19 protein-coding genes, 2 pseudogenes and 1 other annotated feature are annotated in these 13,506 nt (G+C 59.0%); of the genes and pseudogenes, 18 read left to right on the top strand and 3 right to left on the bottom strand.

The annotated features are described in order from the left end of the window. The first annotated feature begins 255 nt into the window (after nt 1-255). The 4 genes and pseudogenes from AB6O04_RS20120 (at nt 256) to AB6O04_RS20105 (ending at nt 4,961) form a co-directional block, all read left to right on the top strand. Nucleotides 256-534, top strand: coding sequence for a DNA adenine methylase (locus AB6O04_RS20120; protein WP_368566195.1), 279 nt, complete (start codon nt 256-258; stop codon nt 532-534). Then, entirely contained in the window at nt 482-1,162 is a 681-nt protein-coding gene (locus tag AB6O04_RS20115; RefSeq protein ID WP_368566194.1) for a hypothetical protein, read from the top strand. Before AB6O04_RS20120 ends, AB6O04_RS20115 begins: the two co-directional genes overlap by 53 nt. A gap of 628 nt (nt 1,163-1,790) precedes the next feature. Next, nucleotides 1,791-2,804: an ADP-ribosyltransferase gene (locus tag AB6O04_RS20110; RefSeq protein WP_368566193.1), complete on the top strand. Its 1,014-nt coding sequence runs from the start codon at nt 1,791-1,793 to the stop codon at nt 2,802-2,804. Between the two features lie 926 nt (nt 2,805-3,730). Beyond that, a pseudogene (locus AB6O04_RS20105) lies at nt 3,731-4,961 on the top strand (IS3 family transposase). Next, nucleotides 4,008-4,124, top strand: a sequence feature (AL1L pseudoknot). It overlaps the preceding pseudogene by 117 nt. 63 nt (nt 4,962-5,024) lie before the next feature. On the opposite strand, the pseudogene AB6O04_RS20100 reads toward AB6O04_RS20105, so the two are convergent. Beyond that, nucleotides 5,025-5,282, bottom strand: a pseudogene (locus AB6O04_RS20100) (transposase); the annotation flags it as partial. Nucleotides 5,283-5,525: 243 nt separating this feature from the next. Between AB6O04_RS20100 and AB6O04_RS20095 the strand changes: the two are divergent. After that, a complete protein-coding gene (locus tag AB6O04_RS20095) occupies nt 5,526-6,422 on the top strand; it encodes a C80 family cysteine peptidase (protein ID WP_368566191.1) in 897 nt (298 codons plus the stop codon). A 42-nt stretch (nt 6,423-6,464) separates the two neighbouring features. Here AB6O04_RS20095 and AB6O04_RS20090 read toward each other — a convergent pair whose 3' ends face one another. Then, entirely contained in the window at nt 6,465-6,737 is a 273-nt protein-coding gene (locus AB6O04_RS20090; RefSeq protein WP_368566190.1) for a tyrosine-type recombinase/integrase, read from the bottom strand. 573 nt (nt 6,738-7,310) lie between these two features. Here AB6O04_RS20090 and AB6O04_RS20085 point away from each other — a divergent pair. From AB6O04_RS20085 to AB6O04_RS20025, 13 genes are all read left to right on the top strand, one after another. After that, complete coding sequence (locus AB6O04_RS20085; protein ID WP_368566189.1) at nt 7,311-7,481, top strand: phage regulatory CII family protein; 171 nt, start codon at nt 7,311-7,313, stop codon at nt 7,479-7,481. After that, a complete protein-coding gene (locus tag AB6O04_RS20080) occupies nt 7,456-7,635 on the top strand; it encodes a hypothetical protein (RefSeq protein ID WP_368566188.1) in 180 nt (59 codons plus the stop codon). The genes AB6O04_RS20085 and AB6O04_RS20080 overlap by 26 nt, the downstream gene beginning before the upstream one ends. A 63-nt stretch (nt 7,636-7,698) precedes the next feature. Further along, a complete protein-coding gene (locus tag AB6O04_RS20075; protein ID WP_368566187.1) occupies nt 7,699-8,094 on the top strand; it encodes a hypothetical protein in 396 nt (131 codons plus the stop codon). Nucleotides 8,095-8,110: 16 nt separating this feature from the next. Further along, a complete protein-coding gene (locus tag AB6O04_RS20070; protein ID WP_368566185.1) occupies nt 8,111-8,815 on the top strand; it encodes a hypothetical protein in 705 nt (234 codons plus the stop codon). Between the two features lie 44 nt (nt 8,816-8,859). Then, nucleotides 8,860-9,162 carry a type II toxin-antitoxin system HigB family toxin gene (locus AB6O04_RS20065; protein ID WP_368566184.1) on the top strand — a complete coding sequence of 101 codons (303 nt, stop codon included), beginning with the start codon at nt 8,860-8,862 and terminating at the stop codon, nt 9,160-9,162. Next, nucleotides 9,159-9,518, top strand: coding sequence for a type II toxin-antitoxin system HigA family antitoxin (locus tag AB6O04_RS20060; protein ID WP_368566183.1), 360 nt, complete (start codon nt 9,159-9,161; stop codon nt 9,516-9,518). The genes AB6O04_RS20065 and AB6O04_RS20060 overlap by 4 nt, the downstream gene beginning before the upstream one ends. A 432-nt stretch (nt 9,519-9,950) precedes the next feature. Next, the gene (locus tag AB6O04_RS20055) at nt 9,951-10,388 is read left to right on the top strand and encodes an N-acetylmuramoyl-L-alanine amidase (RefSeq protein ID WP_368566181.1); all 438 of its coding nucleotides are present in this window, start codon (nt 9,951-9,953) and stop codon (nt 10,386-10,388) included. A 2-nt stretch (nt 10,389-10,390) separates the two neighbouring features. Then, complete coding sequence (locus tag AB6O04_RS20050; protein ID WP_368566180.1) at nt 10,391-10,705, top strand: hypothetical protein; 315 nt, start codon at nt 10,391-10,393, stop codon at nt 10,703-10,705. Next, on the top strand, nt 10,702-10,953 hold the full coding sequence (locus AB6O04_RS20045) for a hypothetical protein (RefSeq protein ID WP_368566179.1): 252 nt from the start codon (nt 10,702-10,704) through the stop codon (nt 10,951-10,953). Before AB6O04_RS20050 ends, AB6O04_RS20045 begins: the two co-directional genes overlap by 4 nt. A gap of 32 nt (nt 10,954-10,985) precedes the next feature. After that, entirely contained in the window at nt 10,986-11,414 is a 429-nt protein-coding gene (locus AB6O04_RS20040) for a hypothetical protein (RefSeq protein WP_368566178.1), read from the top strand. A gap of 19 nt (nt 11,415-11,433) precedes the next feature. After that, nucleotides 11,434-11,565: a hypothetical protein gene (locus AB6O04_RS20035; protein WP_368566177.1), complete on the top strand. Its 132-nt coding sequence runs from the start codon at nt 11,434-11,436 to the stop codon at nt 11,563-11,565. Between the two features lie 9 nt (nt 11,566-11,574). Beyond that, the gene (locus AB6O04_RS20030) at nt 11,575-11,847 is read left to right on the top strand and encodes a hypothetical protein (RefSeq protein ID WP_368566176.1); all 273 of its coding nucleotides are present in this window, start codon (nt 11,575-11,577) and stop codon (nt 11,845-11,847) included. Continuing rightward, nucleotides 11,847-12,467 carry a hypothetical protein gene (locus AB6O04_RS20025; protein WP_368566175.1) on the top strand — a complete coding sequence of 207 codons (621 nt, stop codon included), beginning with the start codon at nt 11,847-11,849 and terminating at the stop codon, nt 12,465-12,467. Before AB6O04_RS20030 ends, AB6O04_RS20025 begins: the two co-directional genes overlap by 1 nt. Here AB6O04_RS20025 and AB6O04_RS20020 read toward each other — a convergent pair whose 3' ends face one another. Next, a complete protein-coding gene (locus AB6O04_RS20020) occupies nt 12,468-13,094 on the bottom strand; it encodes a hypothetical protein (RefSeq protein ID WP_368566174.1) in 627 nt (208 codons plus the stop codon). It lies immediately after the preceding gene. Nucleotides 13,095-13,506: the final 412 nt, after the last annotated feature.

The raw sequence follows: 13,506 nt of genomic DNA, 5'->3' as shown, positions 1-13,506 counted from the left end.
AGATCGTAGCCTAGCCAATGGACGTCCGCGAAAGCACGTCAGCACACCGTTGTGGTGCTGAGGAACGCTCCTGATGTTGCCGTGGATTTTCCCTACCGCCGTGCGGAATCGTCCAAAACCCGCGTAGGTCGTTCACTCAGTAGCTCGCGCCGGTGGCTACACCAAGGTCATCGCTGTGTATGCCGCCGGCACTGTGAGGACGATATGGGTAGAAAAACAGTCGCAAGAATTGTCGCGCCAAACCCCGAGAATCCGATGCCTAACACCAAAACCCTGTTCGCCTGGCCAGGCGGCAAGACGCGCCTGCTGCCCCACATCCTGCCGCTGATCGAGGCGACGCCCCACGCCTGCTATGTCGAGGCCTTCGCCGGCGGAGCCGGGTTGCTATTCACACTGGAACCGGCCAGGATTGAAGTACGTACTGGCAAAGTTCCAGCCTGGTGTTCCAGATTGACGCTCACTTTCGAGTCGGAGGTCGCTCATGCCGCACGACTATGCGCTCGCGGAAAAGTCGCGCCAGCGAATCTCCACTAAGCCGAAAGAAGCGGAGGGGAGAGCTGCTTTCGAACCCGGCACGCTCGGAAAAATCGACAAAGTCGTTCGCGAAAGAAGTGGGCTAAGAAGCATTGCCAACAAGGCATACCCGCAGCTCAAATTGCCAATAGATGTCATCTACATGCTGGAAAGGATTCGATGGGATTCTTATATTCTTTTACCATTGGATCCAGAGCTTTCACCGAAGATCCCGGCTGGAAAATTCACATTTGTTGTTTTGAGCGAAGCCCCTTTGGACATTCTTTGCTTTGAGCAAGATGAAATATGGATGAGGAAAGATTTGCGTGAAAGGGCAAATGGCCCTATCAACTATGGCCATTCATCCCTGGCCTACAAAGAAAGCGGTTTGTCTGATCCCCAAGTGCCTGCCGACCAGCGACGGGCTAATGCTGCAAAACCGGTGATGTTAGCTGGTCATCTGTACTTCCACGAAGATGAGAATCCAACCCAAGGCGGCGGGGCTCTGCTGTCGTGGGACAATAACAGCGGTCACTTCAAGCCTACTACTGAAGAGAGCCTGGGCAACCGAATTGGCATCGTCAAGTCTTTACTTCCTGCTGAAAAGTTCGTTCCTATCAATCTAGCAGGCGGGCGTAATGTGGCCTAGATAGTAGGGGGCGTGGTTCTTACATCTGGCGCGCTAGGATCTCAGCGCCGCACACTTGCGCTTGCACATGGTGGTGATCGAGCACTTGCCTAGCAGCAGAGCATCGCTCGCTACGACCGGCCGGGCACGCTGTTCTTCCTGGATCCGCCGTACTGGAAAGTCGAAGGCAATGGCCAAGCCTTCGGGCTGGAGCAGTACGAGGCGCTAGCCAACACGACGGCTGGCTCAAAGGTAGTGCGATCCTCACCATCGGCGACCATCCGGACATGCGGCGGCTGTTCGATCGGTTCGACGGCAAGACGGTGCCGATTCGGTACATGCTCGGGGCTGGGGCGTCGGTGGCGCGGAGGGAGCGGATCTACTCGACAAAGCAACAGCACCGTGAGCTCTCCATTGCTGGGCAATAGATCAGGCGGCGTTTATAGCTAGTAGATGGGGGAACTCAAACTGCAATCCAATCCGCCCTGGCTTACCTCCAGCGCTACGGTTCCCCGTGGGACAGAAACGTTCCGAAGGCGAATATTCTTCTAGGGGGTTGGCATTCTTCCTCCAGACGGGGCCGGCGTATCGCGCGATACTCCTTGATGATGAGTCGGCGCAGTGCGGCTCTGCGCTCGGAGTAACGAACATGTTGATTACCGCCTCCCCCGCTTCGCCCGCAGCAGCATCCACTGCTGCCTCCTTCGCCGCTTCCGGCTCGGCCTTTAGGGCCGATTTCCAAGGGGCCACGAACGCCCCCGATCCGGGGCGCACCCGCGCCTCTGCAGCTGTGCACAATATCTTTGCCAGTATTGGCTCAGCGTTCCAGGCCGCTTTCGCGGCGGTGCGCAATGTGTTTGCCAATAGCGTGAGCCCGCAGGAGGCGACTGCTACTCATCGTAGCGAAACCAGGCCATCGGGCGAGCACGCGACGAAGGTTGAATTTGACGCGGCCCGCAACTACAAGTGCCATGGCAAGGTCAAAGAACACTTCGCTGCTGCGATGGCGTTTGAACGCACAGCTCCGGAAGCACAGGTGCTGGTGGGCGTCGACAAGAAGCTGCAGCAGCTCTACCAGAAGCAGGGTGTGACCGCGCAGGAGAGATCCGCAGTGGATTCTTATGTCCTGGGTGCGGCGCATGAGGTCAACAACGCCCTTGAGGCGCACCGAAACGAAGGCCAGCCCCTGGAGCGGAGCATTGCCCGCAACGTCGCGAAGCTTGAGACTTTCATCGACAAGGTGGCGATGCCGCAGAAAATGCCGGTCTTTCGGGTGGCGCGATCAGAACTGCCGCTGGCTGAGGTGTACAGCCGCATCTCCCCAGGTGACGTGGCCACGGGCAGGGGGTTCTTGTCGACAACTTCATCACTTGGTCTGGTGAAGGACCTGATGGGCGCGCCGACTGCCGATAACCCGCAGATTTACTACCAGATCGACGGTTTGAAGTCAGGTGCAGATTTGGCGGGAATCTACGCCGACCAACATGAAATCCTCGTACAGCGCGGCACGCGGTTCGTGGTGGACTCGGTTTCTTTCATAAGCGGTGGCAATGCGCTGTTCATCCGCCTCCACGAAAAAAAGGAAGCGTCGGACTTGGCTGCTCCTGTACGGGATATGGTGTCCTGGGACAAGCTGTCGCTGCCCGCACCGGCGGCTGATTGACAACTCGATCCCGGCAGCATCGGGAGGGAAAAGGTGCGGCGCGAAGGGAGTGGATCTACAAAAAGTAAGGCCCCGACACGGGAGGGTGTGGTGGGGCCTTCCGTCCGTTTCTCAATCCGGACCACGACCAGGCAGTCTTGCAGGGTAGCGATGCCGCGAGCTGCAGGGGAACAGCGGACTTATCGGGGGAGAATCCGACGACATAGCTGCGGGAGAGCCATAGGGATGGACGCGACATCCGGCAAGGCGAAATATCTGCGTTCTGAGGGCGAACCATCTGTATCCGATACCTCGGTGACTTGAGAGGTGGGGGCCACCGTAATCCGGGCGCTACGCGACGATCAGATACACCATTGGGGGTCCGGACCGAGTGTCGCCAGGCAGGAGAGGATCTACTCGACCGCTGTCGGAACGCTCTCCAAAATAGGCCCCTAAGTGTTTGATCCTATTATTACGTATCGCTACGTTTTTGCTCGTTTCTCGATAGTCGAAAATCGCATCTAACAGCATGAATTCAAAGGGAAAAATGAAGGTCATTATGGTGTGCCTGGGCAGCAGACCGCAAGCATTCCAAGTGGTTGATAGTTAAGTAATTTTACTGCTCGCTCCAAAACCTTTCCAAAATCCCTCCGAAACCGGTGCAAACATCTTATTGCGGTGGGCGCGACCCGGACGTAGTGTTCCACATTGCTAAGCCACGTTCGCAGTGGCTCGCGACAGGTGCGTCGCCACAACAACGCCAGAGGTGTGTCATGCAAAAACGACGGTTGCGGTGCTTTGCCGAGTTTTCGGATGGGCTTTGGGCGGCCTACTGCCTAGACCTTGGTCTGGGTGCGCAGGGCGATTCACTCGCAGAGGTCAAGGCGAAGCTCGAAGTGAACCGCCCCGGATTTTGCGGAGGCTTCAACCCTTGAGAAGATGAAGCCATGAACAAGTCCAAGAAGTTCTCCCCCGAGCTGCGTGAGCGCGCAGTACGGATGGTGCAGGAACACCGTGGGGAGTCCCATCGCTGTGGGCCGCGATCGCGTCGATTGCACCGAAGGTGGGTTGCGTGCCGCAGACATTACTGGATTGGGTCAAGCGTGCGGAGGTTGATGCCGGAGCCCGCCCGGGAGTCAGTACGGCCGAAGCGCAGCGTGTGAAGGAGCTTGAGCGCGAGGTCAAGGAACTGCGCCGGGCCAATGAGATCCTCAGGGTAGCCAGCGCGTTTTTCGCCCAGGCGGAGCTCGGCCGCCGACTGAAGTGATGTACGCGCTGGTGGAGGCGCACCGTGACCGGTTCGGGGTCGAGCCGATCTGCAATGTCCTGCAGATTGCCCCGTCAGCCTATCGTCGGCATGCGGCGCGACGGCGCGATTCGTCCTTGCTCAGCGTCAGGGCGCACCGCGATGGTGAGTTGATGCCGAAGATCGAAGCGGTCTGGGATGCGAACCTGCAGGTCTACGGTGCCGACAAGATCTGGAAGCAGATGAACCGTGAAGGAGACGCGGTGGCACGCTGCACGGTCGAGCGGCTGATGCGCAGGCTCGGACTGCGTGGGGTCAGGCGTGGCAAGGTGGTGCGAACCACCATCAGCAACAACAAGGCGCCGTGCCCACGGGACAAGGTGAACCGGCAGTTCCGGGCCGAGCGTCCCAATCAGCTGTGGGTATCGGACTTCACCTATGTCTCGACTTGGCAGGGCTGGTTGTACGTGGCCTTCATCGTGGATGTCTTTGCCCGACGCATCGTGGGTTGGCGCGCGAGTCCATTGATGACCACGGACTTCGTCCTGGATGCCTTGGAGCAGGCGCTGTACGCCCGACAGCCAGAGCGCGACAGCGCTCTGATCCATCATTCTGATCGCGGTTCTCAATACGTCAGCATCCGTTACAGCGAGCGCCTGGCTGAGACGGGCGTGGAGCCGTCGGTGGGCAGTGTGGGCGATTCCTACGACAACGCACTGGCCGAGACGATCAACGGCCTGTACAAGGCCGAGGTAATCCACCGCCGCGGCCCATGGAAGACTCGTGAAGCCGTGGAACTGGCCACGCTGGAATGGGTGTCCTGGTTCAACAACCAACGCTTGCTCGAACCTATTGGCTATATACCGCCCGCAGAGGCCGAGGCAAACTACTATCGGCAACTCGCCAGTCAAGCCGCCGCGATGGCGGCATGACTTAAACCAAACAGCCTCCGCGATTCCCGGGGCGGTTCACCCGCCGGGCCGGTGCGCTCACCACTTTTTTCTCAGCACATCCTTGATGACCTCGTTCTCCAGCACCTGCTCAGCCAGCAGCTTCTTCAGACGGGCATTCTCCGTCTCCAGGTCCTTCAGCCGCTTGGCCTCGGACACGTTCATGCCGCCGAACTTGCTTCGCCACAAGTAGTACGAAGCTTCGCTAAAGCCGTGCCGGCGGCACAGTTCCTTGACCGGCAACCCAGCTTCCGCCTCACGCAGGAAGCCGATGATCTGTTCTTCGGTAAAGCGCTTCTTCACGTCCAATCTCCTTCTCTCGGGGAATTGGACTCCAAATCGGCGCGCTACTCAAAACCGGGGGGACGTCGGGACGTCCGTACTGATGCGGTACCAATCTGATGCCGTACCGTCAGCGATGCACACGCTTTTCGACAGATGGTATTGCAACAGCGATCACCGTTATTAGTAAATCAGCATCGCAAAGGGGGAAGGTCTGTGCCTCATACGTACGAGTACGCGGACAAAGTGTCGCAACGCGCCCAAGTGAACAATGCGGTGAACGAGCCAGTTGCAGATGTCGCAGGCGACTATGCTGCGCCTGCACAGAAACAAGGATATATCCTGATCCCTAAAGTAGGAGTAGATACTCCCGGAATAATTATGGGGGACGCGGCGGCGCGTCTTTCCAACGGGAAGGAACCCTATCCGGTCATCGTAATGAACAAGGATGACGCCATAGCGTTTCAACGCTCGATGACGCAATACCTCGAAGAAAACAAGGACGTCTTAAATGACGCTGGCGTATCCACTGTAAAAGTCTCTAGGGGAAGGTCAAAAAAGCGCAGCGAGGGGTTGAGCGAAATGTCATGCTGGCTCGCGCAGGCAGTCAAGTCTGAAAACGTCCGCATTCTCAACAATGAGGTGGTGAAGGTCATTGAGTCGCTGTGCCCGGACTCCACCAAGCTCTACATCGTTGGTCATGGAAGCGATGGTGGTAATGGTATGTATTACAAGGACAGCGGTGGGAAGTTTAAAAGGATCTCTCCCGCTGAGTTAGCCGAACAACTAAAGGCGGCGGGACTGAGTGCCAAGTACCGGGACATCCGGCTTTTGTGTTGTCACGGCGCCTGTCAACCCGAAGATGAGAGCAAGACATCTACGGCACGGAAGATCACCAATGCACTAGGTAAGGCTGGCTTCAAGGATGTAGACCTATCCGCCTACGAGGGTCCGGTATCCACCAACCCAAAGTTGTTCGACGGGACGCTGCATTCCTCCGTCACCCGAGATGGGCAGTCCAAGCCGGTGCGGCGCAGCCAAGCTCGCAAGACTCTGCAGTACGCGCAACCTGCTGCGACAAAGAACTTGCCTGCGGAATCCACAATGCAAAGCGGGCTCGAAGAGCTGTCCTTGACCGGAGCGCACGGCCCGACTCAATAGGGTCTCTGAAGAATCAGTCTTCAGATGCATCGGAGACCGGCGTCAGGTGCCCACTTCCACGCGTATCCACTCGCTCCCGCGAGCGTCGTGGTACAGCGCGGTGCTGCGCGGATCCTTGTGCCCTAGCAGGTCCTGAGTCTTAATGCCGCCCTGCTTGTCGTAGAGCCGCTCGGCGAGACTGCGGATCTCGTGAAAGGTTGGAGGTTCGCGATCACCCCAGTCGATCTTGAGCTTGGCCAGCTCGTCGGTGAAGTTGCGCGAGATTGTATCTTTCCAGATGCGCCGGCCGACTGGACTGTTCCCGTGCGCCCGCACCGGCGAACCCGGCAGCTACGTCCTTCGTGCCGAAAGCCTGCCCTGGGATTTTGGGCGGGTTGTGACCGATGCCATACGAGATCGGTCGGAAGAGATCTACAGCTGTCGCTGCTTGAAAAGGTCAGACACCTTGAACCCTGCTGGATTCATAACCGCAGCAAGTGCAGAGAAATGATCCGGGTCCGTGCCATCGCGAGTTCCTGCGCGCAAACGACATTCGTCTGCAGTTGGGCTGGGGGCAATAGAAAACGTCGCCAACAGCATCCTCAAGTATGCGGATTCGGTCGGTCGGCGCCTCAAATTCAATCGGCGATGTGCCAGGGCCCGCCAGTAGAGATAGCTGAGCACGAATTGCCTTGAGCTCATCTCGTAGATCCATGTTTCTGCTCCGTGGTTTGTTGTTGAAGGTTTGTCCGTGGTTGGGACTTCAGGAACCTACCACGGAGCATCTTCTTTTCCGGGCGCAGAGACATTTCCGCCTTGTTTTCAGTCAATTCCTATCGTTATTGTGTGTGGTGACCTAGTCATTCTGACCGCGCCCATACATGAGCACCACGTTTCGGAGCTCCATCGTTGAACGTTGAAGACACCGCCTACGAAACAGTACGCAGCTATCCGGGCGGAAGTGCGTCATTGGCTCCGCGAATGGGCATGAGCCAGGCGCTGCTTAACAGCAATGTCAATGGCAGAGGACTGCGGGTTGACGCGGCGTTCCGTCATGGACCAAATCGTACGCTTGGCTGACGCAGGGTATATCCGCGTTCTGCACCGGGCGAAGGGGAACTTGAAGCTGCCGAATCAGTACATGCTGGACCTGCAATTCGGCATTCAGGAGCAGGCGAAGGCGCCGATCAACGACCCCCATTTGGTAGTGAACTACGTTCACATAAACCAGTAATTAAACCAGTAATAGAACCTAAGAAGAAAAAACATAAGCAGCGCGCCAACGCGCCGCCTGCTGTTGATCTGGATTTTTCATCGTGGCCGCCTGAGCCATCCCCCCCAGGTACTCGCCGACTGGCTGCACATGCGGCGCAAACGCCATGCCGACGTCACCGCCACGGTGCTGACAACCTTCGGCCGTGAGCTGCACGAGGCGGCCGCGATGGGTTTCACCGTCGATGACTGCCTCGCGAAATGCTGCGCTCGCAACTGGCAAGGATTTGAGGCCGCGTGGCTGACCCGCAACACCGCTGATCGCCCTTCAACTTCTGGAGAATCCCATGCAGCACGTCCACCAGGCTGCAAGCTCAGCGCTGCAGAGCGCGTCGCTCAGAACGTCTTCAACGCCCAGCACCACGACGCCGGCGACCCTGGCGACGCCATTCCAGGCGAAGCCGTCCGCCTCGCTGGCTGATTACATCTGGCTGCGCATGGTCGGGCTGTTCGGCCACACGTGGACCAGCAGCTTTGGCGATAACCCGACCAACGTTCGGTTTGATGTGGGCAAGGGCGGCGGAAGGCCAGAGCTGACGGCTCAGGACGTTGCTGCAGCGCTGGCGCTCATCCCGGCCGGACTAGGGCGCGAAGTGCTCATCGCGTGCTGGTGGTCGGAGGTCCATAGTGGTGAGCGATTGATGGCCTATGTGCGCGAGAGCATGTTTGCGGAATGGCGACGGCAGCGGCTGCAGCTCGTGGACTCGCAAACCGACCTGAAGATTGCCCAAGCCTGTCTTGGATGGAGCGGTAGCGCCACACCCGCGCAGGAGGAAGCGGTCCAACGCGCTCAGCATCGGGCGGACGCGGCTCAGGCACGTTGCTGGCCGGACAGCATGCCGGAGTTGTTGCCGGCGATGGCGCGGGCGGCGCTGACCGAAATCGCCTATCCGCATCATTGCCCCGCATGCTGTGGGCATAAGCAAACGACAAAGGACCAACTGGTAGTGGTTTGCCAGACGTGTGAGGGTGCGGGCACCGTCCCGGTGTCGGATCGGGCGCGAGCTGGCAGCTTGGGCGTGTCGGATTCGACATATCGGCGTTCTTGGCGGCTTTGCTACGAGTTTCTGCTGATCAAAGTGCGTGATGCTGAAGCTGCGGCTGCTTCGGCCTTGGGTGGGGTCCTCAAGCGAGCTTCGTAGGGTATGGGTTGCGCAAGTCCCAATATGGGACTATCATGTGACCCATGAGAGTAGTCGCCCTGAGCAGCCTCCGCACCTTCTGGACATCACATTCCGATGCCGAACAGCCCCTCAAGGCGTGGTACGACGAAGCGAAGGCAGCCAGCTGGGCAACGTCCCACGACATCAAAGCACGGTACGCCAGCGCCAGCTTCGTGGGCAGTAACCGTGTAGTGTTCAACATCAAGGGCAATGACTACCGGCTGATCGTAGCTGTCGCTTACAAGGTGGGCGTCGTCTACATCAAGTTTATCGGCACTCACGCCGAATACGACAAGGTGGATGCAGCAACCGTGGAGCACACATGAACATCAATCCGATCCGTACCGAAAAGGACTACAAAGACGCACTGCAGGAAGTCTCGCGTCTCGTTGACCTCGATCCCGAACTGGATAGCGAGGACGGCGCGCGCTTGGAGGTGCTTTCGACGCTGGTGGAGGTATACGAGGCCAGGCACTTCCCGATTGAGGCGCCTGGTCCGGTGGAGGCTATTCGATTCCGCATGGAGCAAGGCGGTCTCACCGTGAAGGACCTCGTTCCCTCGATCGGGCAGCCGAACCGGGTATACGAAGTGCTCAGCGGAAAGCGCGAGCTCTCTTTGAACATGATCCGGGCTCTGCACCGAAACTTAGGCATCCCGGCAGAAAGCCTGATCGGTATCTGAACATTTCGCGCAAACGGAAATTCGTATGAGCACAAGGCCCGCATGAAATGGGGTGCGCCATTGACGTGGCGCACTTTTAGGCGTATAAATATCATCGTCGAAGAGTTGCGACCGAAGCCCCGCCAAGCGCGGGGTTTTTCATTTGTATCGCCGAGTAGCTGTTTCCTATATGCGTTGGGAAACGTCTTCTTTTCCGCTTTGCCGGTTGTTCGGCGCACGGGAAAGTCGCAACCTGTCACTAGGTCGACCGCCGCACGAAAACCCAGGATGCTCGCTGTGAAGCGACAGGGGCCGGCTGAAGTACCGATGCAGCAATTTCCCCTGTGAGCATCGTGGAAACGCCTATCCAGCGGCGGTGACCTTCCCTCCTTAATGTTCTTGTCCTCTTTGCCCTCGTCGGAAACGGCGGGGGCTTTTTGTTTTGGAGCCTTCATGCGCCGTATCGATCATCTGGCGGTGCATTGCAGCGCCACACAGGCCAGTAAGCCGTTTCGCGCGGCCGACATCGACCGCTGGCACAAAGAGCGCGGATTCGACTGCATCGGCTATCACTACGTCATCGGCCTGGACGGCGTGGTGGAAACGGGCCGCCCGCTGGAGCGGAAGGGCGCTCATGTCAGCGGCCACAACGTTCACACCGTTGGGATCTGCCTCATTGGCGGAATCGGCACCGACGGTAAGCCGGCGGCCACGTATTCAGAGGCTCAGTACGACGCGCTGCAGACACTCTTGCTTCAGCTGCGCACGCGCTGGCCAGCCGCGGGTATTCGCGGGCACCGGGATTTCCCCCGCGTCGCCAAAGCGTGTCCGTGTTTCGATGTACCTGCCTGGTGTGTCCAGCGCGGCATCGTGCCGGCCGTTGCGAGGTAGTCATGGAACCGACAGCTACCGGTTTTCTGGCGGGTTTGGTCGCCAAGTTTGGCGCGGCCAAAGTATGGATGGCGCTGGCCGGCTTTATGGGTGCGGCCCTCTCGCCGATCTTTATCACCGGCCTGACGCGGCCACAGATGTTCCTCGCCGTCCTCGCTGGGTTTTGCACGTCACTGTTCTGCACCGAGATGGTGGCGCATCTAATTGGCCTGGAGAACTTCAGCTACGGCGTGGCGTTCTGCCTGGGGCTGATGGCGATGAACATCATTCCTTTGGGCAAGAAGATGCTGTCCAAGCGCGTAGGAGAAGACGCATGAGCGTACCGCAGCTGTTGCTGGTGGTTTGTCATTCGGTGACCTGCCTCGCCATCGTCGGCCTGGCCATGGACAAGATGCGCCGCGTCAGGAATGAAGAAAAGCCAAGCTTGGGGCGCCTGGCTGCCTACTACCTCGTGGTCGTGGGTGCGTTCGGCTATTTGATCGAGCCGCTGGCCGGCATGTTGCCCACGTTGTCGGATGTGATGTTCGAAGCCGGGGTGGCGATGTACCTACTGGCCGAGTTCTGACATCGGTCTGTGTCGGCATGGACGGGCCAACGATGATGTTGCCCGCGAGTCCGGTAAAGACCGCGCGGCAGATCCTCGCCCTGACGCTGGCGGCCATCGTGCTCGTTATCGGCGTCGTGCTTCTGTTGGCGCTCGGGCTTCAATCCTGGCGCAGCGGCAGCTGGAAAGAAAAGGCGGTCAGCGCAACCGCCGCCGCCGGGCAAGCGCAGGCCAACGCCGGCAGTGCCAATGCCGGTGCTGAGAATGCCACCACCACGCGCAAGCAGATAGACGCCGTCGTCATCACGAACCGAGCTGCCACTCAGCAGTCGGTCCAAAGGATTGAAAAACATGCGAGTCCCGTTGCTGTTGATGCTGCTGGCGTTGAGCCCGTGGACGCTGACCTCCTGCGCGAGTTCGAAGAAGGCAATCGCGCCTACCGAGCCGCCGCGCATCGATTGCAGTTCCCGAGTGCCCGCTGAGCCTGAGCCCGACATTCCCGTGACCACGATCTGGACCCAGTGGGCCGCCTATGCCCGTGGCTGGCAAGGCGTGGCTACCGCGGAAGTGATCAAGCGAGCTGAAACCGCCGACTGCCTGGACCGCGAACGTGCGGCCGGGCGGATTCGTTAGGAGAACACCATGCCCGCGGAAAACCCTTACTCGAACTATGCGCCGAGCCCGTTCGGGCCGGCGCGCATCCAGTTCAACTTCGACCCGAGCGATACCGTCGACTTGCAGTACGTGACCACCGGGATCTACATCGGGGGAAGTGGCGACCTGCGATTCATCAGCGCGGGAACAGGCCTGCCGGCCGTCCAGCGCAATGTGGTGGCGGGCGCCTACTACCCCATCTGTGTGACACGGGTCCGGACCACAGGAACTACCGCCACGGATTTGCTGGGATACGCCTGATGCCTGCCATTGGTTGCGGCATTGGCGTCGCGTTCGGGCTGCAAGTGCCGCGATCAGGCCCTGCCGGCTTCGATCCTGCGCAACTGTTCGAGAACGGTGAGCCGGGAGCTTGGTACGACCCGAGCGATCTGTCCACGTTGTTCCAGGACGCCGCCGGCACCGTACCGGTTACAGCGTCGGGCCAGCCTGTGAGGCTGATGCGTGACAAGTCGGGCCACGGTAATGATCTGACGCTGACCAATGCCGCATTGAATGATGCCGGTGGGCTGCGGTCTATCGTGTTCAACGGATTCTCGGCGTCCGGCGTCTCGGGAAGCATCGACTTCACCGGCACCAACCAGGTCACGGTATGGGCCGGGCTACGCAAGATCAGTGACGGATCCGCAGGGACGGTTGTCGAGCTCTCCCCCGGCCCGGCCAATAGCGGCATCTTCACGCTCAGCGGACCAGGCACGGCGAACGTGGCGAACTACGCCTTCCGCAGCCAGGGCACGACCCCGCGTTTCGCCACCACGGCGGCCAACTTCCCTGCGGTGACCAGGAACGTCGTCACCGGGATCGGCGATATCGCAGGCAATTCCGTGGCCATCCGGGTGAGTCCACTCAAGGCGTGCGACTAATCACTCAACGAGAGGCAAGGACATCGTCGTGGCGGTGAATGAACCCTCAGTGGTGCCCGCCGACGCCCAGTCGGTAAACGTCATGAGAAGTTCCGTTCCGTCCTTCTCGAAAGAGACGGCGGTCGAGGTTTCGTATCGGATCACTGGAAGCTGCAGATGAACACTGGGCAGAAGTTCGTCGCTCTCATTTCCGACCAACTTAAAAATAGCAACCGAATGGTCGGAATATGTGAGCGCAGCCATCGCATTCGCGGGTGAAAAGGCGATGCCCCTCACAAACTCGTTCGGCGGCCGATGGGGATGCTTTAGCGTTATCTGGTGGCTGTGGTCGCGACTTTCCAGCACGAGATCACATCTTTGATCGCCAGAGCGAATAATGTGCCGCTCGTCGTGGCTGAGCGTATAGATGCTGTTCGCCACACTGAGACAAGCGGAGCGTTTCATGCCTCCGTTCGGGCATATTTGCGTCCCCCAGACGTACTCAGCCACAACGGCAACACCGCTTGAATCTACGGTGACCGACCTGCTGCTGTTATCCACTGGCTCGTCAGTCACTGGCTTGCCCTCATGTCGATCAAACACCACTAGGCGAGCCACGTCATCAAAGTCATAGTAGATTACAGACACGAATCGCCCATCTGCAGAGATGGACGCGCAATCATGGGGACCAAGCGCAGCGAGCGGAAGGCTACTGAGAGCGTCGTCACTGGGGCAATATACGCTCAGGGAGCTGGTATCAGCATCAAGCATCAGCAGTTGTTCGCTCCCGCGACTGAACGGCGAGTTCACCACGGCGAGTGTGCTATAGCCACTTCTCGGCAAGACATAGCCCGTCAGTCGGCTAGGTTCTCGGATTTCGCTACTCCGTGAGACGAAACAAATCCGAGGGGTGCCATCGTTATGTGTGGCTAAGAATTCAGGCTCCGAGGTGGATGAGGAATAGACAGGTCCGCGTTGGGCAAGGAGGAGCGGCCCCATCTCATGGATGTGAGGTGAGTCAAGGGTCAGGGATGGTAGGCGATCAATGGCGCTTTTCAAA

The organism is Pseudoxanthomonas sp. UTMC 1351 (genome assembly GCF_040948865.1).
GTDB lineage: Bacteria > Pseudomonadota > Gammaproteobacteria > Xanthomonadales > Xanthomonadaceae > Pseudoxanthomonas_A.
This window is presented reverse-complemented; position numbering and strand designations above follow the sequence as displayed.

Bases quoted from the DNA above. Each gene is read 5' to 3' on its own strand.
- AB6O04_RS20115 (WP_368566194.1), top strand. From the start codon at position 482: ATGCCGCACGACTATGCGCTCGCGGAAAAGTCGCGCCAGCGAATCTCC.
- AB6O04_RS20030 (WP_368566176.1), top strand. From the start codon at position 11,575: ATGCCCGCGGAAAACCCTTACTCGAACTATGCGCCGAGCCCGTTCGGG.
- AB6O04_RS20040 (WP_368566178.1), top strand. From the start codon at position 10,986: ATGATGTTGCCCGCGAGTCCGGTAAAGACCGCGCGGCAGATCCTCGCC.
- AB6O04_RS20050 (WP_368566180.1), top strand. From the start codon at position 10,391: ATGGAACCGACAGCTACCGGTTTTCTGGCGGGTTTGGTCGCCAAGTTT.
- AB6O04_RS20080 (WP_368566188.1), top strand. From the start codon at position 7,456: ATGGACCAAATCGTACGCTTGGCTGACGCAGGGTATATCCGCGTTCTG.
- AB6O04_RS20045 (WP_368566179.1), top strand. From the start codon at position 10,702: ATGAGCGTACCGCAGCTGTTGCTGGTGGTTTGTCATTCGGTGACCTGC.
- AB6O04_RS20120 (WP_368566195.1), top strand. From the start codon at position 256: ATGCCTAACACCAAAACCCTGTTCGCCTGGCCAGGCGGCAAGACGCGC.
- AB6O04_RS20065 (WP_368566184.1), top strand. From the start codon at position 8,860: ATGAGAGTAGTCGCCCTGAGCAGCCTCCGCACCTTCTGGACATCACAT.
- AB6O04_RS20060 (WP_368566183.1), top strand. From the start codon at position 9,159: ATGAACATCAATCCGATCCGTACCGAAAAGGACTACAAAGACGCACTG.
- AB6O04_RS20070 (WP_368566185.1), top strand. From the start codon at position 8,111: ATGGTCGGGCTGTTCGGCCACACGTGGACCAGCAGCTTTGGCGATAAC.
- AB6O04_RS20055 (WP_368566181.1), top strand. From the start codon at position 9,951: ATGCGCCGTATCGATCATCTGGCGGTGCATTGCAGCGCCACACAGGCC.
- AB6O04_RS20110 (WP_368566193.1), top strand. From the start codon at position 1,791: ATGTTGATTACCGCCTCCCCCGCTTCGCCCGCAGCAGCATCCACTGCT.
- AB6O04_RS20025 (WP_368566175.1), top strand. From the start codon at position 11,847: ATGCCTGCCATTGGTTGCGGCATTGGCGTCGCGTTCGGGCTGCAAGTG.